This is a genomic window from Aureispira sp. CCB-E, from assembly GCF_031326345.1.
Taxonomy (GTDB): Bacteria; Bacteroidota; Bacteroidia; order Chitinophagales; family Saprospiraceae; genus Aureispira.
On sequence record NZ_CP133671.1, the window covers coordinates 6,484,268 to 6,505,863 of the forward strand.

The 21,596-nt window shown below is 35.9% G+C and carries 14 protein-coding genes; 1 reads left to right on the plus strand and 13 read right to left on the minus strand.

The window, feature by feature from the left end:
• Positions 1–102: 102 nt before the first annotated feature.
• The 13 genes from QP953_RS25125 to QP953_RS25185 all read right to left on the minus strand — a co-directional run bounded on the left by QP953_RS25125 (position 103) and on the right by QP953_RS25185 (position 18,641).
• Positions 103–3,234, minus strand: a complete 3,132-nt coding sequence (locus QP953_RS25125; RefSeq protein WP_309553301.1) for a DUF2723 domain-containing protein — start codon at positions 3,232–3,234, stop codon at positions 103–105.
• A 328-nt stretch (positions 3,235–3,562) separates the two neighbouring features.
• Positions 3,563–4,267 (minus strand): diphthine--ammonia ligase, encoded by a 705-nt coding sequence (locus QP953_RS25130; protein WP_052597697.1) that lies wholly within the window; start codon positions 4,265–4,267, stop codon positions 3,563–3,565.
• A gap of 73 nt (positions 4,268–4,340) precedes the next feature.
• Complete coding sequence (locus QP953_RS25135; RefSeq protein ID WP_309553302.1) at positions 4,341–5,213, minus strand: UbiA family prenyltransferase; 873 nt, start codon at positions 5,211–5,213, stop codon at positions 4,341–4,343.
• Positions 5,214–5,480: 267 nt separating this feature from the next.
• Positions 5,481–6,890, minus strand: a complete 1,410-nt coding sequence (gene dnaA / locus QP953_RS25140; protein WP_052597699.1) for a chromosomal replication initiator protein DnaA — start codon at positions 6,888–6,890, stop codon at positions 5,481–5,483.
• A 720-nt stretch (positions 6,891–7,610) separates the two neighbouring features.
• On the minus strand, positions 7,611–8,549 hold the full coding sequence (locus tag QP953_RS25145) for a bifunctional UDP-sugar hydrolase/5'-nucleotidase (RefSeq protein ID WP_052597700.1): 939 nt from the start codon (positions 8,547–8,549) through the stop codon (positions 7,611–7,613).
• Positions 8,550–8,687: 138 nt separating this feature from the next.
• The gene (locus tag QP953_RS25150) at positions 8,688–10,535 is read right to left on the minus strand and encodes an alkaline phosphatase D family protein (RefSeq protein ID WP_309553303.1); all 1,848 of its coding nucleotides are present in this window, start codon (positions 10,533–10,535) and stop codon (positions 8,688–8,690) included.
• A 278-nt stretch (positions 10,536–10,813) separates the two neighbouring features.
• Positions 10,814–11,098, minus strand: coding sequence for a type B 50S ribosomal protein L31 (locus tag QP953_RS25155; RefSeq protein WP_052597702.1), 285 nt, complete (start codon positions 11,096–11,098; stop codon positions 10,814–10,816).
• A 147-nt stretch (positions 11,099–11,245) separates the two neighbouring features.
• Entirely contained in the window at positions 11,246–12,001 is a 756-nt protein-coding gene (locus QP953_RS25160) for a class I SAM-dependent methyltransferase (protein ID WP_052597703.1), read from the minus strand.
• Positions 11,982–12,950: a glycosyltransferase family 2 protein gene (locus tag QP953_RS25165; RefSeq protein ID WP_309553304.1), complete on the minus strand. Its 969-nt coding sequence runs from the start codon at positions 12,948–12,950 to the stop codon at positions 11,982–11,984. Before QP953_RS25165 ends, QP953_RS25160 begins: the two co-directional genes overlap by 20 nt.
• A 120-nt stretch (positions 12,951–13,070) precedes the next feature.
• Positions 13,071–16,157 carry a glycosyltransferase gene (locus tag QP953_RS25170; RefSeq protein ID WP_052597705.1) on the minus strand — a complete coding sequence of 1,029 codons (3,087 nt, stop codon included), beginning with the start codon at positions 16,155–16,157 and terminating at the stop codon, positions 13,071–13,073.
• 104 nt (positions 16,158–16,261) lie between these two features.
• Positions 16,262–17,005: a glycosyltransferase family 2 protein gene (locus QP953_RS25175; RefSeq protein WP_052597706.1), complete on the minus strand. Its 744-nt coding sequence runs from the start codon at positions 17,003–17,005 to the stop codon at positions 16,262–16,264.
• A gap of 57 nt (positions 17,006–17,062) precedes the next feature.
• Positions 17,063–17,554 (minus strand): acyltransferase, encoded by a 492-nt coding sequence (locus QP953_RS25180; RefSeq protein ID WP_052597707.1) that lies wholly within the window; start codon positions 17,552–17,554, stop codon positions 17,063–17,065.
• A gap of 52 nt (positions 17,555–17,606) precedes the next feature.
• Positions 17,607–18,641, minus strand: a complete 1,035-nt coding sequence (locus QP953_RS25185; protein ID WP_309553305.1) for a Gfo/Idh/MocA family oxidoreductase — start codon at positions 18,639–18,641, stop codon at positions 17,607–17,609.
• Positions 18,642–19,692: 1,051 nt separating this feature from the next.
• Here QP953_RS25185 and QP953_RS25190 point away from each other — a divergent pair.
• Complete coding sequence (locus QP953_RS25190; RefSeq protein ID WP_052597708.1) at positions 19,693–21,504, plus strand: DUF4836 family protein; 1,812 nt, start codon at positions 19,693–19,695, stop codon at positions 21,502–21,504.
• The last annotated feature ends 92 nt before the right edge of the window (positions 21,505–21,596 follow it).

Below are 21,596 nucleotides of genomic sequence, written 5' to 3' on the forward strand. Positions count from 1 at the left end.
TTTTTGGCTTTTCTTTAGTCATAAATCAAAATGCCCCCCAATTTGCAAAAAAAAAGACCTCAAACAATCGTGCTTGAGGTCTTGTTCTGTGTTTTTATTTTTTTATTTAACAGGAGGTGTTGGAGGTGCTTGTTGTTGCGGAGCATAAGGTTGCAAACGCGCTAACATTTCCTTTTTGTAGGCTTCATCAGAAGTCAAACTGACAAACTGCATCAGCTGCTGAATCATTCCCAACATTTCGTTGCGTTCTCCTGCAAAAGCTTTTTGATCTGCCGCAGAAGTTAAACTATTGTAGAACGATAAACGATCAATCAAGGCTTCTGCCAAAATATCCATATGTTGTTTAGCTTTTTCCTCTGTTGCTTCCGACTTTAATTCTACTAAATAGAAACGAATTCCTTGCAAGGACATTCTACTTTGTTCGTATGGGAAGTTCATATGTGGGAACGACTCAAAGAACTTGTCTACAGTCGCTTCTGCACGTTTCTTGTCTCCTTCTCTAATTAAAGCATCCGTCAAGCGAACAAATCCATACTGCAAGCTATGTACAGAAGGCATATAACTCTCATTGATAAAGAAGTCTTTCTTATCAAAGTTCCCCCATCTAAACTTACCTGGTTGCTCCTCTGTTCCTACCATATTCTCATACATTAAATCGGTATCGACTTTTCCCATCAAGATAGCGGTTGTTGATTGACTTGGAGTTCTATAAGGAACGATACGTAAGGCCATTCCCTCTAACATCAAGTAATCTTTTAGTCCCATAATTTTTTCTGGGCGACAAGTCACCGCAAAATAAATAGGACGTTCCCAACCACGTTGCGCATTGGTCGCAATAATATCCATCAAAGCAATCTCATCTTTCATCATAAACTGCCCTTCTTTCAATTTAAACTTGACAGCAGGCAAGATCATAGAATCAGGAATACTCTCGTTGATAGCTCCATTTTTAATTGCTTTTTCCTTATCAACAGGAAGGTAGACATTTCTAGCAGGAATGTAACTAGCATACTGCTCTAGCATTTGTGGATTCATATTACTTGGCGTAGAACCTACAAATTTAATGACATCGTGCAAATTGATATAACGTTCTCCTTGTGTAATTTGGAAAGGCAAGTAATTTCTGAGTTTTCCTCTATAAGCTGCCTTAGGTATGGTCATTTCTATTTTTGGCGATTCGTTAATTTTACGACGCAACTGGTCGATATACCAGTCCACAGCCAATAAACTAAAGTTGATGACACGAACATCAGGACGAATATTTTCGACCTCTTGAGCATACCACAATGGATAGGTATCGTTGTCTCCATAGGTAAATATAATGGCATTAGGCGCACAAGACTCCAAGAAGTTGATGGCATAATCTCTAGCACCATATTGGTCGGCACGAGAATGATCGTCCCAGTTTTCTGCTCCCATAATAACAGGGGCTGTTAACACCAAAACAGTTGCCAAACCTGCTGCTCCTATTCCTGGTATTTTGTCTTTCAATAACTCGTAAATGTATGGCACAGCCATTCCCATCCACATACAGAAGGTAAAGATAGATCCCACAATTACATAATCACGCTCTCTAGGCTCTCTAGGCGGTTGGTTGGTAAAGACAATAATGGCAATTCCTGTCATTAAGAACAACACTCCCAAGGCGGCTGCTTCTCTTGAACGTTTTGAAGCATGAAAAATCAATCCAATTAAACCAAAAATAAATGGCAAAAAGTAATATGTATTTCTCGATTTATCTTCTTTGATGTATTTCGGCAAATTAGATTGGCTGTGCAAACGCATCGCATCAATAGGAGCTATACCCGACAACCAGTTTCCTCTAGTCACTTTACCATCTGTTCCTTGCAACGCATTTTGTCGACCAATAAAGTTCCAAGCAAAATAACGTCCATACATATACCCTAATTGGTATTCAAAAAAGAAACCGATATTATTGGCCATGGTTGGTTTTCCTGAAGGACCAAGGCTCATCCATTTCATATATTCTCCTGCACGGTCAAAGTGTCCCAATCGAGGGAAAAACATCATGTCACTTGACTTATACCCTACATCTCTTTTTTCATCCACAATCTCATAAACCATTTTCCCATCTTTCTCTACTGGTCTCCAAACATCTTTATCCTTAGGATATTCACCACTGCGTTCAGATGCGAAATGAGGACCATAAATCAAAGGACGAGTTCCATATTGTTCGCGATTTAAGTACGACAACATACTATATGGGTCACTTGGATTATTCATATTAATAGCGGTCTCAGCATTGGCACGAACGACAACCATACCATAAGAAGAGAATCCAATCAATATCATAGCAAACATCATTGTTCCTAAATGTAGGTAATAGTTCTTTTTTTGATGTGCGTAACGCAAGGTTGCTATAATTCCTCCAACCAAAAGGATGATAAAGAACAAAACACCCATTCCCAAGCCTGTACCTAAGGTATTGACAAAGAAGAAATCAACAGCGGCAGCCATTTGAGGCAAACGAGGTATGATAAAATACTGTACGGCAACCAAGGCACCAAAACCTCCTATAAAGCCAATAATAGCCCCTTTCCAAGAGAAATTCGTGTCTCCATCTTCCAATTCTTTCTTTTTGAAATAGAATAAAACACCCAAAAATGGAATGGCTAACAAACTCAGCAAATGCACTCCGATAGACAAGCCCATCATATAGGCTATAAAAATCAACCAGCGATCTGCTTTCGGATGGTCGGTAACATACCACTTAATAGCTGCCCACATAACCAAACCTGTAAAGCCAGAAGACATCGCATAGACCTCTCCTTCTACCGCAGAGAACCAAACAGAAGTGGCAAAAGTAGTTGCCAAACCAGCTACGACTCCAGAACCTAATATGGCTAAAGTCTCTCCTCCTTCTTGCGGAGCATCATAACGCCCTACCATTGCTAATTTGCTCAGCATAATGGTAGACCAACAGACAAACATAACTAAGAATGCCGTACAAAGTCCTGACATCACATTCAATGAATAAGCAATGGTTGAAGGATCGTCAGAAAATAACGTAGCTATCCATCCAAAAATGGATCCAATCATTAAGAATAAGGGTGCCCCTGGAGGATGCACAACTTCTAATTTATACGCTGCTGAGATAAACTCTCCACAATCCCACAAACTTGAGGTTGGTTCTGCCGTTAACATGTAAACTGTTGCCGCAACAGCAAACATCAACCATCCAGTAATAGTACTGAGTCTATTAAATGATTTCATTCTTATTTTTTAAATTGTTGTGATGCTATATGATATGGTAAAATCAAATTTGGTCTAAAAATTTATCCTAAGTTTTTTAAACTCATTTTTAGGACATACAAAGGTAGAAATTCTATACTCTTATACAAAAGATAGCCTTTGTTTTATCTTAGTCGATTCTAAGTTTTATTGGTTTAATCACAAAGTAGGAATTTTATTTCTTCTTAAAAAAAGATGTTTGATTCTAATTTTAACATTTAACGGGACATTAAACTATTTTTATCGACTTTAAAGTTTTTTTTAGAAAATGTTAGCTATGTTGTCCCTTAGATATAGCCTACAATCGTTGTTAACCATCTGTATTAGCCAGTAATATATCTTGAAAATAAAACCCTGTATCATACTCTAGCGTCTCTTTTCCATTAGAATAATCTTTATAAACTACTTCTCCTAATTGTATTGGAACAGGTCGTTTGAAAATAGGTCCATCATATACAAAGCTATGAAACTCTCCATTCTCACCACAAATATCAACATTGGGCGGCAGGTCATTGATAAAATCCATATCTAGTCTTCTTCCCACAAAACTCTTGTCCAAGTACCTAGCATTGACACAAACAACAATTGCTTTGAAGCCAAGGCTAATAAATTCTGTTAGAATTGCTTCTACAGGCAATTGCCACAGTGGAAAAAAAGCCTTGACACCTACTTTTTGGAGTTGCACTTCTCGATACGTCTTTAAATCCTCCAAATGAATGTCCCCAAATATAGAATGAGTCACGCCTGCGGTTTTAAAAACATTCATTTTAGTTTGCATCAACTCATTGTAAACCTCCATCGTATCCGAAGGAGGTAATTCTAACTTATACAAGGGAAGCTCTAAAGCTGCTGCTTGAGCATCTAGCAATTCCTCTCGAATGCCATGCATGGTTATTCGACGCAACTGATGACTTATGGTTGTAAATAAACCGTGTAGAGGAATGCCTCCTGCCAATGTTTTGTAGAGTGCTAAGGTAGAATCTTTTCCACCACTCCAATTCATAATTGCTCGCATCTTTTCTGTCTTTATGTTTTATGATTCGTTTTTTAGGGCAATTTTTGTGTAGAAATGGATGTTGGCTCTAGGCTTAAAAAGCCGTTTGTAACAAACAGCCCGACCACCAAACATAGGCCATACTAAATATAGCAACTATATTGGACATCAATGCAAATAATTTCATCTCCCAAACGGAGTAAGTTTTGTCTTTATATAAAAGAAAAACATCCAACAGCAACCACATTAAGCCCATTGCCAATATTCCTCCAAAAATATATTCTTGATAAACAACTAACAGCAAAATAACTTCTAACAATACAATAGTTATAATAAGTAATTTTGTGTTTCGAATGCCTAAAATTGTTCCCGTTGTTTTTCGTCCAGTTTTTTTATCAGGCTCAATATCCATTACTTCTCCCATCATATGAGATTGTATTGCAAATAGAAATAAATAGACATAGGTTTGCCAAGGCAAACCCTCTAAATTATTGATCCATATACTCAAAGGAACTACTAATAAATATCCCACTTGACACAACAATTCTAAAGGAGGATGGCTCCTCAAACCTTTTTCTGGCAGGTTGTACAAACCATTTATTACAATAAACAGGACTAAAAATAACCCAACCTCCCAACCTCCTATACCAATCAATACAGGAAAAAATAGGAGCTGACTAATTGCAATCGCTTGCCACAAAACGTCTAAATCTTTCTTTGTCCCCCTAGCACCAAACCAAAAACTATCTTTTCTAGGGTTTAAAGCATCTGTCTCATAATCAACAATGTCATTCCAACCATACACCAGAAAATTGAGCGGAAAGCAGACATAAAAAAGCCCGTACCAAAATTCCCAAGTGCTTACGATTGTACTCATTTGACTCGTTGGCAACAAATACAACCAAAGTGTTGCAAACCAAAGGCCAGGACGGGATACCTTTAAGTAAAATAAGAGTTGTTTTAACATACTAGAGGATTAGAAGATCGATAGTATAGATGCCACTTAAACAAATTCAATTCATTTAAAAATAAGCAAATTCTTTGTAAATCGTAATCCATCAATCATTCGTAGCATTACTCCTTACTCCTTCCTCATTTCAGCAAACCATTCCTTCTAAAAAAACGAAAGATTTGAAAATTAAAATAATGAATCACATTAAATTTTTAATTTTCAAATCTCTCTATTGATGAACTTAATAACTACTAAATAGTACCACTTATTTCCTTGTCTACACTACAAGCCTGTTGATTTTAAGCGTTTTGAGATATCAGATACTTCACTTTTGAAACGTGTATCGTTTTCCAATAAAGATTCGATAGAACGGCAAGCATGTATTACAGTACTGTGATCTCGTCCTCCAAAAGCATTTCCAATGTGTTTCAAAGACTTATTGCTCAATTGTTTTGCCAAATACATAGACAACTGTCTGGCTCGAACAACAAAGCGTTTTCTTGTTTTTTCTTTTAATTTTTCAACAGGCAAATCGTAGTGTTCGGCTACAATTTTTTGAATTAATTCAACCGTAACCTCACTGGATATGTTGTCAACAAATTTACTAATCACTTCTTTTGCCAGATCAATATCAATATCTCGTTGGTTTAAAGCAGCCTGAGCAATAATAGAAATTAATACCCCTTCCATTTCACGAACATTTGTCCGCACGTTGTACGATATAAATTCGAGTACATTAGGAGGCAAATCAACTCCATCGTTATCCATTTTCATTTGGATGATTGCCATACGAGTTTCTAAGGAAGGAATTTGCAAATCCGCAGACAAACCCCATTTAAATCTAGAAATTAAACGTTCTTCGATGCCTGCCATTTCTTTTGGTGGACGATCGGAAGTCAAAATCAACTGCTTGCCTCCTTGATGCAAGTGATTAAAAATAGAGAAGAAAATATCCTGTGTTTTTTGTTTGTTTTCCAAAAACTGAATATCATCTACGATCAACAAATCGACCATTTGATAGAACTTCACAAAATCACTAATGGCGTTGTTTCGAAGCGCTTCAATAAATTGATTGGTAAATCGCTCTGAAGAAACGTACAACACTGCTTTTTCTGGAAATTGTGTCGCAACCTCATTGCCAATTGCATGTGCCAGATGTGTTTTTCCTAGACCTACATCGCCAAAAATCATCAAAGGATTAAAGGCGGTTTTTCCTGGACGCTTGGCAATCGCTAAGCCTGCGGAACGTGCCAAGCGGTTGCAGTCGCCTTCAATAAAATGCTCAAAGGTGTAGTTAGGATTCAGTTGAGAATCTATTTTTAACTTTTGGATACCAGGTATTACAAAAGGATTTTTAATTTTTCCACCTTTCAAACCACTCTTAGAAGCATTTGCCTCTAGATTTTCTTTCTTAAAAGAGGGTGTTTTAGGTATGTTTGTTTTTTTAGGAATCAAATACTCCAATTGAGCATCTGCTCCAATTTCTACTTGAATCGCTTCTTTTAAGACAACAACATAGTGTTCTTCTAGCCATTCATAGAAAAATTTATTTGGAACTTGTATTGTTAAAACTGAACCGTCTAGGCGCAACGGTCTAATTGGCTCAAACCAAGTAGAGAAACTTTGTGCGTTAACACTTTCCTTTATTTTTGCTAAACAATTTTGCCAAACTTGGACATGATCTGCACTCATAATGGCTTTATTATAATATAGGGTTATTCTTACTGAATAATACGGACTTGAAAATTTGATTTGGTTATTTGAGCCAACGCTAAGAACTACAATAATTCATGCAAAAATGGCGATTGTCTGAAGCCGTCAAAAGTCATTATTCTTTTTGAATTTTTGGCTGACAAAATCTTACACAGACTATTACAAATTAATAGTGTTTTAATGGGAATCTCCTATAGTATAAATATTTTCTGTATATTTCAAATTATGCTTGTTTTTGATACATTTTTAATCAAATAAGCAAAAAATGAAGCTTGTTTTCCACAAAAAGTTCCTAAACTAATTAGAGAAGTTTGGCTAAGGTCGTTAAAAAAAATGGGAATGGAAAAAAAAAAGGAATTTCAATTGACAAAAAAAAGAACTATTTATTTACCAAAAAAAAAAGCAAAAAAAATCTTTTTTTTTAACCCTACTTAAGACAACATAAATTACTTATTACAAACACCTTACTTGCAACATAAGCAAATAATTTACACCTTATAACACTAAATAAAAGTATTTAAATAGGAAGTTTTTAATTTTTGGAACTTGAATCTTTTTTCTTCATGACAACATCTCTGCAAAAAATCATGCCTACTTTGAATGAAAGTACTTTTTACACACTTTAAAGCCTAACTCTGCTCATTCTTTTCTTTCCAAATTGACCAAAACAACCAATAGAAATCCTGACGAACAATTCAATTATCCAATCGATTGATTTTTACATTGAATACATTTGTCTTGGCAATTCCGCTCAAAATAAACGTCCAATCGCCCTAAAACCATTCCTGCCCACCCTACTTGGGTAATCAAAGTTTCTTTGTTATCCACCGTTATAATCGTAGGTTTATCTAAAAAAGTATGGGTATGTCCTCCTATGATCAAATCAATATTTTGAGTACTAGTTGCCAGTACTACATCTGAAACTTTGTTGGTTTTATACATATACCCCAAATGCGACAAACAAATTACATAATCACACTTTTCTTCATTTTTTAAGATGTTAGCATAGTGGTTTGCCTTCTTTATGGGATCTGTATATCTAGTCTTTTTATACAATGGACTAGGTACCAATCCTTCTAGCTCTACACCAACTCCCAGTACACCAACTTTTATAGGTCCTTTTTGAAAAATTTGGTAGGGCTTGGTATGCCCATTCATAATCGTGTCTGAAAAGTCGTAATTACAATTGACCAATGGAAAATTAGCTTGAGTAGTCAACTGTTTGTGCAAGCCATCAATTCCACCATCAAAATCGTGATTTCCTATTGTGCCAGCATCATAGCCCATTTTGCTCATCAATTTCATCTCCAACTCTCCGCCAAAATAATTGAAGTAAGGAGTGCCTTGAAACATATCTCCCGCATCCAATAGCAAAACATGTTCTTCTTCTTGGCGAATTTTATTAATCAGTGCTGCTCGTTTGGCAATACCTCCACGTCCCTCATTCTTTCCTCCATCCATTGGAAAGGGTTCGATCCTGCTGTGTACATCATTTGTATGTAAAATTGTCAATTTATGCAATCGCCCTTCTTCGCTGCTAAAAGATGCAGCCTTTAAAAAGCTAGGCATCATACTAGTGCTACCCGCTACAACTGCCAAAGAACCCAATTTTCCTAAAAATGATCGTCGATTATACATATAATTCTTCTTGTTAGTACTTCGTTATCGCTTTGCTATTGCACACATCTTTGTATCAATTTTCCCACGAAGCCTTGTCCTGTGTTACTAATATTATTTTAAACCTTCAAATACACTCAAAACTACAAATAAAAATGCTTACTGAATAACGATTACCTTCCCTGTTTCTAAGGATTCTCCTTTTAAACGCAAATAATACGACCCCGCCGATAGCTTTTTTAAATCCAGTTCAACCTTATGTTGGACATTGCTTTTAAAGCGCTGTTGAAGTACTGTCTGGAGCATCTTTCCTGTAGCAACGTCTACGATTTCGATAGAAAGCTCTTGGCTGTTATGTAGTGAAAATGTTATCGAGAATTGCCCATCAGAAGGATTGGGGAAAACAGTTAGTTCTGTCGTATTTTTTACTCGATTCGTTATTTTTTTCTGATTGGTAATCGTAGCATTATAGTCCTTTGGGCTTGTCGGAGTAGTTAGGGGCGTTCGATGCCAATGATTTTCTTCATCTTTTAGCAGTAAACCTCTTTCAAATGTTTGGTTTGTTGTAGCATTTAAGATATCCATGTACCAAAATTCTGCAATAGCTGAATCCGATTTTATATCTAAGATACCGTAACCATGCTCTACAATATTAGAAAAAACTTGATTGGGATTAGCAGTAGCCATATAACCTTCTACAGCACCAACCACCCAACTTGGGTACCCCATTTCATCAAAATTACCTCTAGTGATAGAAGTTGGCAAAAATTCAACCGCTACAGAACCATTTCCTGTACTTCCATTATATCCACTGCCCGTCGGAGCTTGATGCAAATCGGCTGCCATAGAAACATGCGCGTCCCCACTTAAAACCATTACATTATTAATAGCATTATTTTCTATAAAATCTAATAAACGATCTCTAGAACCATCAAAGCCATCCCAACTTTTAGGATCTAGCACAGAACCATTTCCTATTGTTGCAGGAAAAAATGGTGGGATATTAGCTACCGACCAACCACACATCATTTTTTGATTTCCAATCAACTTCCATTTTGCGGTAGAGTTTTGCAATTCGGTTGTCAGCCAATTATATTGGCTCGTCCCCAAGATACTAGGCTCTCCTGATGGCAGATTATCTATATTTCGATACAGCAAAATATCAATCATAAAAATATCGACCAAAGAACCATAGCTAAATTTACGATAGATTTTTTTGGTATCCGTAGGAGTGACAAGTCGCATAGGCACATATTCTAAAAATGCCGCTCTACTATCTTCCGCTTGAGTAGGACTTCCATTGTAGTCCGTATCGTGGTTATCCCAAATAACAATCCAAGGGTGCATCTGACGAGCTAGCCGCAAATCAGGATCCATCAAATAGTATCGCTGTCGTTCTCTCCACTCTTGCTTAGTAGTTGGAGTACTAGGATACGGTACAGGAACACGAATTTCCTCATCGGGATCGACAAAATCGTAGATATAGTCCCCCAAATGCAGCACCACATCAAGATCCAAACGCTGTGCAATTTGTTGATAAGAATTGAAAAAACCAGAGAAAACAGAACTGCAAGAAGCAACTGCCATACGCAAGTGATTGACAGTAGAACTGCCTGAAGCAGCAGGTGCCGTTCTTGTCCTCCCTTTTCGAGTATAATTGCCATTCGGTGCTTGAAAACGATAATAGTATGTTGTATAGGCGTTTAAGCTAGATACGTCTACGGCAACGGTCCAGTCTTTGGTCGAATCAGTTGCTACTGTTCCTGTTTGCACCACATTTAAAAAGTTGCTATCCGTTGCTACTTCCCAATTAACATTAATCGTAGATTGTGTATTGTTAGGAGTAATGTGTGTCCATAGAATCACTTGACTATCCGTTGGGTCAAACGATGCAACTCCATACAAAAAAGGGGCATAGGCTGCATCGGCGTATATATTAGAAGGCAATTGTGCCCATAAGACTCCACCTATTAAGTAACTGATACAAAAGAACGAAAAAGCTTTCATGGCAATAATTTTTATACAAAATAAACAATGACATTACTGGTTCTTTAAAATAGCTATTTATTAGAATAATACTTCACGTATTTTTAGTTTTTGATAAAAAACATAAGGAACATCTTGTGCCACCTCCACGATCAATGTATACAAACAGGTTTACCCAATACTATTAAAGTAAGCATAATACCCCAATGAAGAAAAGGTTAACCAACCAAAGTTGATTAACCCTATATATTCATGCTATCAATAGAAAGCCACTAATGGATTACACCCAATAGTACTTTTTATTCAGCAGCTTTTTCTTCGTCTTTAACCATGTACTTGTCAAACTTAGCAAATTTCTTGTTAAATTTGTCAATACGTCCAGCAGTATCCACGAATTGCATTTTACCAGTGTAGAAAGGATGAGAAGCAGAGCTAATCTCTACTTTCACTAGTGGATATTCAACACCATCAACTTCAATATTTTCGCTAGAAGGTGCAGAAGAATGCATTAAAAAAGTGGTATCTGTAGATATGTCTCTAAAACATACCAGACGATTGCTCTCTGGATGAATATCTTTTTTCATGATAATTCTATTGTTGTTTTTTTATTTTTATTTAAGGTCACTTTGGCAATTTCGTGAATTGCAGGTACAAAGGTAACATAAAATTAAAGAATAAGGAATTTTTTTAGAAAAAAAAGAATAAGTTGAAGAGAAAAAAACCGTTAGCCGTTAAGACTTTGTTCCTATGACCAAAACCGAAACTCCGAAAGGCAAACGAATTCCTCGATTTAAAAAGATTAACTCCTTGTTAAACAACCAATGCAGTACTTTATTCACAAAACCATTTGACTGTAAAATTTCGCCATCTGATCCTGTCTGTCCTTCATTTTTTTTCCTAGGAATTATCTTAAACAACATTCGAACGGCCAAAATGGGCAAAAACAAGAAGAAGTTAAAATAAGAACCATAATCGATTTTAAACCCTTCTTTTTCTAAAATAGTAACCAATTCTTTCTTGGTATACCTTCGATAGTGATGGTTGATCACATCATGGTTACTCCACAAAAAATTAAATGCAGGTACGGTCAAATAAATGGTTCCGTTGGGTTTTAGAACACGTTTAATTTCTTGTACCGCCAATACGTGGTCGTCTATGTGTTCAATTACATCAAAAGCAGAAACAACATCAAATGAATTGCTCTCAAAAGGTAGTTCTGTCAAAGAAGCATTAATTGCTTTGATGCCAACCACCTCATCCAAAAACTCACAACAATCTTTGTCGTACTCCAATGAAGTGACTGCTCCATATTGTTCTAACATTGTTGTTGTTGCGCCTGTAGCCACTCCAGTATTTAATATATCTAGGTTTTTTCTTTTCTTGAGTATTCTATTGACAAAAAGAGTTTCTAATATATTTAGGCGAGCTGTAAACCACCAATGGCTTCGCTCTAGTTTATAATACTCTTTATAAAATTTCTTGTCCATTTATTTCTTTTTGTTTTTCTATTCTACTTTCTATAATAAACAAAGGGCGTTCTTTGACTTGAAAGAATATTCTTACAATATATTCTCCCAACACACCTATCGAAATCAGTTGTACCCCACCAAATAAGGTAATTGCAAAGATTAAAGCTGTAAATCCTTCTCCGACAACATCCAAGTAAAATTTTCTATACAAGGTGATCGTTAAGAATATAAAACTTGATAAGACGGCGAGTATCCCTAGGTTGATAATCAATTTGATTGGCACTTCGCTAAAACTAAAAATACCATCCAAAGCAAGTCGAAGCATTTTTGTTAATGGATATTTTGTTTCTCCATATTCTCTTTGTGGGCGATCAAAAAAGATTCCCTTCTGCTTAAATCCGACCCAACTTCTCATACCTCGAATAAAGCGTCTTTCTTCGGGCATTTGATTTAAAATATCAGCAACTCGACGACTTATTAAGGCAAAATCCCCCGTATTCAAAGGGATTTTAGTTTCTGTCATTCTATCAAACAATTGATAAAACCATCTAGATGTTAACCTTTTAAACGACTTTTCAGCATTAGAAGAGCGCTCGGCATATACAACATCATAGCCTTCTTTGTAATACGCATAAAATTTATCTAGCAACTCTGGAGGATCTTGCAAATCACCATCCAAAATCAAAACTGCCTCTGTTGCATTGATGCACGTTAATCCTGCTGTTAATGCTAATTGATGTCCAAAGTTTCTAGACAGGAAAACAGCGCTAAATCGTTCGTCTTTTAAAGCCGTCTCTCGCATAAAAAAAGGCGTTTTGTCCTTGCTCCCATCATCTACCAAAATCACACTAACGTCCAATGTAGTTTTTTCAATTACATTGGTTAGTCGCTCTATCAATTTATCATAGACCTCTTCTTCGTTATAAAGAGGAATTAGTAAGTTGACTTGTGGTTTATTTTTTTCCATGTCATTGTATTAATTAATACTTACTCTGTGAGTATGATTATTTTTAGCACAATTGTTTCATGCTCCGAAGGTGCTCAAATAATCCTACCCTATTCATGCTTGTTATCAAACGACCGTTTATTATTTAATCTTTCCCTCCCTTTTCAAACGCTCCTTTCTAGCTGTTGCTAACATTTGTTTACGAACAGCATCGTCATACATCTTTTTCATTTTTAAGGCCGGCTTATAGTCTGGCAAGATGCTAAGAGCCACATTCAAGTTTTGCATTGCCTCTTGCCATTTTCCTTGGGTAGACAATTTTTTGGCCATAAAGAAACTCTTCTTAGCGTCATTTCCTAGATGTTGACAAATATTAATTGCCAAGTCATATCCCTGCGCTGGTTTTCCGCCATATTGGTCAAAGAGTTCTAGGTGTTCTATTGCTTTATTGAGCTCTTGTTTTTGTACCAATAAGTTAGCCAAGTGATAATGACCAAAAGTATATTTAGGATTGCACTCTACTGCTTTGCTAAAACATTTTTCGGCATTTTCAGCATCCTTCATTTGCATATAGCAAATTCCTTCCATCCCATAAGCATTAGAATAATCGGTCATATATTTGTGCAATTCTGTAACTGTTTCTTTGGCTAGTTGCGTATTGCCAGCCTGCAATGCGTATTGAGTTAACAACATCAAAGCACTATCATCTTTGGGATTTTCTTTTAGTACTTCTTGTAACAAAGCAATTGCCTTGGCATAATCCTTAGCCTTAAATGCAGCTGCCGCTTCTACAGATTTTTTGTTCGTCTCAGAACGCTTGCTGATCATACACAGCGGCACATTATCCACTTTTACAGCATGTAACAATTCATTTCCTGCTGGCCAAACATCCTGCTCTAATGCTTTTTTATTGATAAATCTAGAAATGTATATTCCATAATCCCAATTGTGTTTAGCCCGTTCATGATAACGAGTATAAATCACCTTTACATTAGGATAATCTTTGAAATAATGATTGATTGGTAAATGTGCTTGCGTTCCAAATCGCACTTCTTCTCCTGCTTTTACCTCTGGTATATTTTCTATGACCCAGTCTACTGCTTCTTTGGTTGAATTCATCCAATAATCAGTTTCATAAGCACCAAAAGCGCCTTCTATTCCTCCCATGAATTCATTAAAGTAGGTATATTGGTGTGGATGTGCCGCAATAGTCCATCTTACTGGCAACGCCAATAAACCAAAGAAAATGACATAAACACCAATTTTAGCTGCTTTGGGTTTTAGATAATCAATCGTGAAAAAGTATCCATAGGTTGCTAAAATAATTAATGGGGGACAAACAAATAAGAAGTGTCTTATCCCATCATACAAAGCAGAATCTTTATAAATAACATAAGCTACAGGAAACAAGGCTGTAAATGCAAGCATCAATGTTATTATTCTATTGCGCGTATCTTTGACAATTGGCACGATAGCAAATATCAATCCCAATAAAACAACCAAAGGCAATACCGTTACCAACCACTTAGGCACATAATACCATGGCAAATACTCAGACCAATAATGTTGCCCTTCCCATAACATGCGTATTCCAACAGAGAAATTAGACATTTCTTGCAAAGCGTAAAACGGATTGTTTAGTGGATCTTCTAAAGCGTATGGCCAATACAGTATACCACCAAAGTATCCTAAAACAACAATAGCTACCAAAATACTCCCCAGTTTTATCAAATACTTAAAGTTAAACAACTGAGCTCGCAACTTAGTATTGAGGAGATGCATTCCTCCTGTAAATAAGAATAAATAAGGAATGATAATAATTCCTCCCGATCGCATTCCCATAGTTAATGAAATGCCTACAATAAGCCCAACAATAGAATTTAAAGAAGGTCGGGGCAGTTGGCGAACAAAATTCATCATAAAATAAATGCTGATGATATATCCTGCTGCAAAAGGAATATCCTTAGGGTTATTCATTGCGTGACCAAAAAGGCGAGGGAAGAAAATGACTAAGATAATTGTCCAAAAAGCTATTTTCCATTTTCTTGTGACTGAATAAGACAACAAACCAACAAACACAAACAAAATAGCTCCTACCAAAGCATTAAACATATGCCTTACTTCAAACAAATCCCAAGTTGTAAATACATACTTGTGCATCCAAGTAACGGTATAGTCAAATATCCCTCCGTAAAAATATAAATTGACAAAATTAAGCGCATTATCATCTACGCCTTCTGTCTCAAAATAATTTAAAACATGTGTCCCATATTTTTCCTGAAATCCTTCGTCTCCTGTAATACCATAATCAAAGCTCAAGTAAGGCAACATAAACAATACCAACAAAGACAAAGCAGCAAATAAGAATCTATAAATAGAATTGGCTTGCTTCCAATTGCTCAAACTATGTTCAACCTTCATTTCTTTGATAGAGTCAATCCAAAAGAAATTGAATATATTCTTGAAAATATTCACAAAGTTGGTCAAAGCATTCCCTGTACTTGTTGAAGATGCTCCTTTTTTTACATTATCAATAGATGCTTCTACAATAGCCAGATCATACAAATGAGCATAATGAATTACTTCTAGGTCAGGCGTCTTACTTTTGGAGCTAAGTTTATCAAATAATAATTTGCCAACTGTTTGAGGATACAATCTAAAAGGAGCTTCTACATCAACTACATTCATACCCGACCACAACTGTACCCATCCATTTGACAACTTCTTCACAATGCCGTCTGTTGTACTTTCGCCTTCTACATAATTCCTAACTCCTACGATAATACTACTATCGTCCCAATCCTCTTGGGCGAGTTTTCTCAACCAATTAATAGGCGACTCTCCTTCTTCTTGAGATTTCCGAGACCAAGTCAAAATATGATTCCCAGTAGCTTGAGCCACACCAGCTTTTAGAGCAGCGGCTACTGTTTGGTGTTCTTCTAAATCAATTACCTCATAAGAAACTTGTTCAGATTGTCCCTCGTTATTATAAGTTTGGTTGATGACAGATAAGGTATCGTCACTACTTCCATTATTAACAAAAATAACTTCGTAAGGTAATTTCCAGTTTTGCTCCACTTTTTGAAGCTCCCTAAATATTGTTTGAAGTCCATCCTCTTCGTTATAAACAGGAATAACGATAGACAACTTACCTTGATATTTATTTTCAGGATATTTTCTTGACTGTTGGGCTTGTCGAGAACTCTTCTTCTTATTTTTAGCCGCCATATAATTATTAGGTTTAACTTGTATTGCTACTTTTCTCACACTAAATTTAGTTAGAGAACGTATTGGGTATTGATTTTAAGAGCAAAACTACAATTTATTGTGTCCTATTTTGATAATTTATTTTTATTTTTTCGTTTAAATCGTCTAAAAACTAGAATCAAACGGGGAATATCAATCACAGCTTGCTTCACAATAGCCCATGAAGCGCCTTTGCTTTTCCCTGCCTGTCTTGGCAAGTATTTAGACTTTACTTCTATCGCTTGATGTCCCAAATACATTAGTTTGCTACATATTTCGGACTCTACCAAAGAGCTTGTTATTTCTAGTTCCAAATCTTGTAAAGCGTTATTTTTATAGACCTTTACCCAGTTCACATCTTTGAGTTTGAGACCAATAAACAGCCAATTTAAAACATTATTGAACAAAGACAAAATATTTCTAGACAGTGTATAAGTAGTATTCTCTACTCGATAAAAAGCTATAATTGTCCTTTCTGGTATATTTTTGTAGGGCAGCAACTCTCCCAAGTCAAATTGACCATCGCCAGGAATCATCACTACATTATCCCCTGTTGCTTGTCGATACCCCGAATGCAAGGCTTTTCCGATGCCTAAGTTTATAGGATGGTGAATGTACTTAATGTTTTTGTGCTGTGGTTCGTCCAGCAATCCTCGAATTACTGCATCGGAATTGTCAGAACTACCATCGTTTACCACAATAATCTCTCCTTGAGGGTTAGAAATAAGGGCTAACTTAGCTTGAACATGCTGAATAACACGTACAATGTTTTCTGCTTCATTAAAACAAAGAACAACAATTGACCAACTCTGATTCGCAACTTCTGACAATTTGATAAACGTTTAGTGCCTGTGATATAAAAATTCGTATAGTTGAGCCTCGATCTGCTAGGTTATAAATCGCACCAACTTAGCAGGATTGCCAACAACTACAGCATTTGCAGGAACATCCTTGGTAACCACAGAACCAGCTCCTACCAAGGCATTTTCACCAATAGTTACGCCTCCTAGTATCGTAGCACTCGTTCCTATCGAAGCCCCTTTCTTAACCAAGGTTTCTACTAATGTCCAATCCTTCTCTGTTTGAGGACTTCCATCTGGATTGGTTGCCCTTGGTACCATATCATTAATAAAAGAGACGTTATGACCAACAAATACGTTGTCTTCTATCTGCACACCTTCACAAATAAAAGAATGGCTGGATATTTTACAATTTTTGCCAATTCGTACTCCTTTCTGAATTTCTACAAAGGTACCAATTTTTGAACCATCATCAATAGAACAATGATAAGCATTCACAAAACTATATATTTTAACATCCTTACCAACCTTTACATGGTTAAGAATTTGCTGATTGGCATTCCATGTTAATTCTTTCATTTTTAATCTTCATTTATATACTTTCAATAGTTAATTACTATTTCGGCTCTTATTACCAATAAGAAACTTTTACCTCTTTACCTCCATTTTTGATAGATAACTGAGAAGCCTCTAAAACTTTGATGACATTGATTCCTGAAACGTAATCTGAGAGGGGTTGTTTTTGGTATAAAATAGCAGCAATAAAATCCGCTGCAACTCCAGACAATGCTTCTATCATAGGTATTTTAGGAATTTGAATATCTCCTACCCTATAATCTACCAAAACCCTTCTCTTTTCCTCATCACTGCGTTTTTCGGTGTAGTGATAACTCGTATCATAAATACGTACTTTTTCGGTGGGTTCTGTATCATCAAAAACAATCATTTTTTGATCTCCACCGATTAAGAACTTGCGTATTTTTACAGGAGAAGTCCACGAGCAATTAAAGTGTGCGATGATATTACTCTCGTAGTTCATTGTCAAATAAGCAATGTTTTCTATGCCATTATTGGTATGCGAAACCCCTGTTGCTTGCACACTGTAAGGCTTTTCATCTGTCAAATGGTTTAGAATAGAAATATCATGGGGTGCCAAATCCCACAATACATTCACATCAGGCTGAAATAATCCTAGGTTAATTCGTGTAGAGTCTATGTATTGTAATTTGCCAATCATCCCTGAGTCTACCAATCGCTTAATCGACTGTACCGCTCCCGTATACAAAAACGTGTGATCCACCATAAGAATCCGTTGCTTTTGTTCTGCTAAGTTGATGAGTATTTCTGCTTCTTCAGAAGTAGTCACCATCGGTTTTTCCAACAAAACGTGCTTGCCTGCCTCTAGTGCTTTTTTTGCCAATTCAAAATGTGTAAATACAGGGGTTGCAATTACAACAGCATCCACCTCAACATCTAAAATTGCTTGATCAGGAGATTTAGTTGTCTTGATAGCAGGATATAATTGTTCTGCTACCCGTAGGCGCTCTTCACGAAAATCGGCGACATAGAGTACTTCCCCAGTTTTTTGTGCATTAAAATTTCGCACCATATTGGGGCCCCAGTATCCAAATCCAATTACTGCTACTTTTACGATATTTTGAGTCATTATAATATTTGCACGAGATTAATTCATAATTGATGCTGTTCTAAAGTAATAATATCGATATCGTCGAATATAGTCGTTCATTAAATAACCTCTGGCACTACGTCCGCACAAGCCTCCTCGACAAGCTTAGTTAACGACATTGCTACTGCATGATTTCAACGACCACGTAGTAGCAGCACAACTAACTGCTGTTGACTACATTTTTTTACTTATTAGCATTATTTTAAAAGACCTATCGTCTCTACTCTATAAGAATACCAATTTTTGATTTTTTGAACAAAAAACCAAAACACTGTTCATATTAACAAGTTTCATTCTTAACAATCATCAACACTTCAAATAATTGGTGGGGACAAACAACTGTCTATTGTTATTGGAAGTTTTAAGTACTGGTAAAAATAGAACCTTTTCTTTATTAAAGGAGACTTTATTGTGAATTAATTTGCAAAGAAGAAAAATACTGATTTTTATAGTAGTTTTATGATTGCTATTGGAAAGCCTTTGAGACAAAAGATAAACCAACACAAAATTTAAATCCAACAGAGGTTTTCTACATTTTTAAGAATGTTATTGATCAAACATATAGTCTCTTGTTTATTAAATAAAGAATTTTGTATTGAACTATAATTAGTCTAATTTTGTATTTTATATGCTACAACTGCTGATTTTTTGAATCCTCAAAAGCTTAGTATATTGTAATAAGAATTTTTGATTGTTATCTAGAGTATTTTGGCAAAAACTCAAAACATTCTACACCTTGATAATCTTAACTATCAGAGTGAGGATAGGATATAAGACTTGCCAAAGGCTTGCTTAAAAATTTATGTTGCAGTGTACTAAAGTATGCAAGGTCACAATAAATATACTAAGTAAATCTAAAAAATAATTTGTCGATTTGCCTAATCTTTTTGTTTCCTTTCAACCTAAAATTTGTGCGTTTTATCTATTATGCACCACAATCTTAGTCTAAAATGAATCCAAAAATATCGTTGCAAATTTTTGATAGCTTATTTTTCAATCTTTACTAACCAACAAAATTATAAAATAAATTATGAAAAGTATTTCCACCCTAATTGTACTCTTTATGGCTACACAACTGCTAGTTGCTCAAGAAAATACAATGCAACGATTTATTGATAAAGACAAAGCTGCTTTTATCGCAACGTTATCTCCCTACCAAACTTATAGCAAACTAGACAAAGCCACTACAGACAAATACAATGTTAGTGAAATTCTTGCCCCCATGTTGCTTGGAATTGCTGGCGGGGATATGTCCGAAGAAAACGTCAAAAAAGTAGAACAAGATTTGGCTGACACCAAAAAAGTGGGGTTAAACACTCAAGAAGATATTTACATTTGGGCACAACGTCCAAACGAAATGAACGAAGAAGACCCAGAAGCTTTATTTATTAATCTAATCGTTCCAGTGACAGATGGCGACAAATTTAGATCCTTTCTAGATCAATTGTTTGGTGCAGACAAAATCAAATCAATGATTCCTAAAGGGGAGGCACTAAATATGGTACACAATGGTATGCTCATTAACTGGAATAAAGAACGCTTAATTATAACTGCATCTACTAGTGAGCAAAGTTTTTTTGAAGAAAGAGAGGAATTTGAAAGCCGTCAATCTGAAATGTATTTGGAACATGCCAAATCTTTGGGTTCGGTTACCTTGGATAACTCATTGGCAAAAGACACCGATTATCAACAACAATTGGACAAAGACGCTGACTTTAGCATTTGGATGGACTACAACAATTTAATGCCTCCTTTAGCGCAAGTTCCCATGCAAGCTAGAGACTTGGTAGGTTCTTTGTATGATCTTGTTGGCGGCATTAAAATTAGTGGTCACGGTTATGCAAAAAAAGGAGAAGGTGAATTCACAACAACAATGTATGCCAACGAATCTATGGCTCGCGTTTTTAACCAAGCATACAACCTTAAAATCAACAAAGACTTTTTCAAATATATTGACAATACTAACCTAATGGGTATGTATACCTTCGCCATGAGTCCCAAAGGTTTTATGGATTCTTACAGCTCTGAGGTTTACAAAGCATTAAAGAAAAGTAAAGAAGGAGCACTTGTTGCCAATATGCTTGATATCGTTGATATTTTTATTGATGAAGAAGAAATTTATACCTTGCTAAAAGGAGATATGTTGTTTGCTGTTACCGATATAAAAGTATTGGATCGCAAATCTTCTGACTTTGAATACGACGAAGAAACCGATAAATGGGAAGAAATTACAACAACCGTAAAAGAGCCCATGCCTATGGCTGTTATGATGTTCTCTTATGGCAGCGAAGAAAATATTATGAAATTCATTGATTTTGGTGCCAATGCTGGTGTACTTTCCAAAAGAGCAGATGGCGTTTGGGCTGTTGGTGGTGTTAGAGAAGAGATTGGTGTCGATATGTTTGTCATTATCAAAGATGGTGTTTTAATGTTTACCAATGATGAAAATATTACCAAAAATCTCAATGGTCTTCCCAAAAACAAACAGATGCCTGCAAAAGCTGTAAAGGATATTACGGCTCTAGTGCAATATGGTTTCTTGGATGCTCAAAAAATGATTAGCACTTCTAAATCAACTATGAAGGAAATGGGGCAAACCTTCCCCAAAGAGTTGGCTACTGTAGAAGAAAATCTAAACAAGTTTGAAATTAAAACATTTGCTCCTGAGGGTAATCAAATTAAATCAGATATGCGTCTAATTTTCAAAAACAAAGATGCTAACTCTCTACAAATCATGGTTGATGGAATGCTTAAAGTAATGGAAAGCAAAATGGGAGGTCGTGACGAAGAGCCTGTTTATGACGAAGAGGAAGAGAGTGAAGATGGCACTAAAAAACTATAGCCTTTTTTAATCCTTTATTTATTTTTAATAGCCCCTTGGTTGTTGTCTCAAATGGCATAAAATCAAGGGGCTATTTGTTTAATTATAAATTA

What these genes read in the sequence shown, in the direction of transcription:
- QP953_RS25180 (WP_052597707.1), bottom strand. Translation starts at nt 17,554, where the DNA reads ATGAAAGAATTAACATGGAATGCCAATCAGCAAATTCTTAACCATGTA.
- QP953_RS25135 (WP_309553302.1), bottom strand. Translation starts at nt 5,213, where the DNA reads ATGTTAAAACAACTCTTATTTTACTTAAAGGTATCCCGTCCTGGCCTT.
- QP953_RS25165 (WP_309553304.1), bottom strand. Translation starts at nt 12,950, where the DNA reads ATGGAAAAAAATAAACCACAAGTCAACTTACTAATTCCTCTTTATAAC.
- QP953_RS25190 (WP_052597708.1), top strand. Translation starts at nt 19,693, where the DNA reads ATGAAAAGTATTTCCACCCTAATTGTACTCTTTATGGCTACACAACTG.
- QP953_RS25155 (WP_052597702.1), bottom strand. Translation starts at nt 11,098, where the DNA reads ATGAAAAAAGATATTCATCCAGAGAGCAATCGTCTGGTATGTTTTAGA.
- QP953_RS25160 (WP_052597703.1), bottom strand. Translation starts at nt 12,001, where the DNA reads ATGGACAAGAAATTTTATAAAGAGTATTATAAACTAGAGCGAAGCCAT.
- QP953_RS25130 (WP_052597697.1), bottom strand. Translation starts at nt 4,267, where the DNA reads ATGCGAGCAATTATGAATTGGAGTGGTGGAAAAGATTCTACCTTAGCA.
- QP953_RS25125 (WP_309553301.1), bottom strand. Translation starts at nt 3,234, where the DNA reads ATGAAATCATTTAATAGACTCAGTACTATTACTGGATGGTTGATGTTT.
- QP953_RS25150 (WP_309553303.1), bottom strand. Translation starts at nt 10,535, where the DNA reads ATGAAAGCTTTTTCGTTCTTTTGTATCAGTTACTTAATAGGTGGAGTC.
- QP953_RS25185 (WP_309553305.1), bottom strand. Translation starts at nt 18,641, where the DNA reads ATGACTCAAAATATCGTAAAAGTAGCAGTAATTGGATTTGGATACTGG.
- QP953_RS25170 (WP_052597705.1), bottom strand. Translation starts at nt 16,157, where the DNA reads ATGGCGGCTAAAAATAAGAAGAAGAGTTCTCGACAAGCCCAACAGTCA.
- dnaA (WP_052597699.1), bottom strand. Translation starts at nt 6,890, where the DNA reads ATGAGTGCAGATCATGTCCAAGTTTGGCAAAATTGTTTAGCAAAAATA.
- QP953_RS25145 (WP_052597700.1), bottom strand. Translation starts at nt 8,549, where the DNA reads ATGTATAATCGACGATCATTTTTAGGAAAATTGGGTTCTTTGGCAGTT.